Here is a 232-nt window from a genome sequence, read left to right as displayed (position 1 = left end):
GGGGCCGACTGGTGACACTGGGGCTACTGGACCTACGGGGCCGACTGGTGACACTGGGGCTACTGGACCTACGGGGCCGACTGGTGACACTGGAGCTACTGGACCGACTGGACCTACGGGGCCGACTGGGGCTACTGGACCGACTGGACCGACTGGACCATCCGGACTAGGACTTCCAGCAGGATTGTATGCATTTAACTCCGCTGGGATTTCTTTGGATATTGGACTTAAT

At 59.5% G+C, this 232-nt stretch carries 1 pseudogene; it reads left to right on the top strand.

From position 1 onward, the window contains the following. Positions 1-232, top strand: a pseudogene (locus MR107_RS30905) (hypothetical protein); the annotation flags it as partial.

Source organism: Bacillus cereus group sp. BfR-BA-01441 (assembly GCF_022663075.1).
Taxonomy (GTDB): domain Bacteria; phylum Bacillota; class Bacilli; order Bacillales; family Bacillaceae_G; genus Bacillus_A; species Bacillus_A cereus.
Note: the sequence above shows the minus strand (reverse complement) of the source record. Positions and strands in the feature narration are given on the sequence as shown.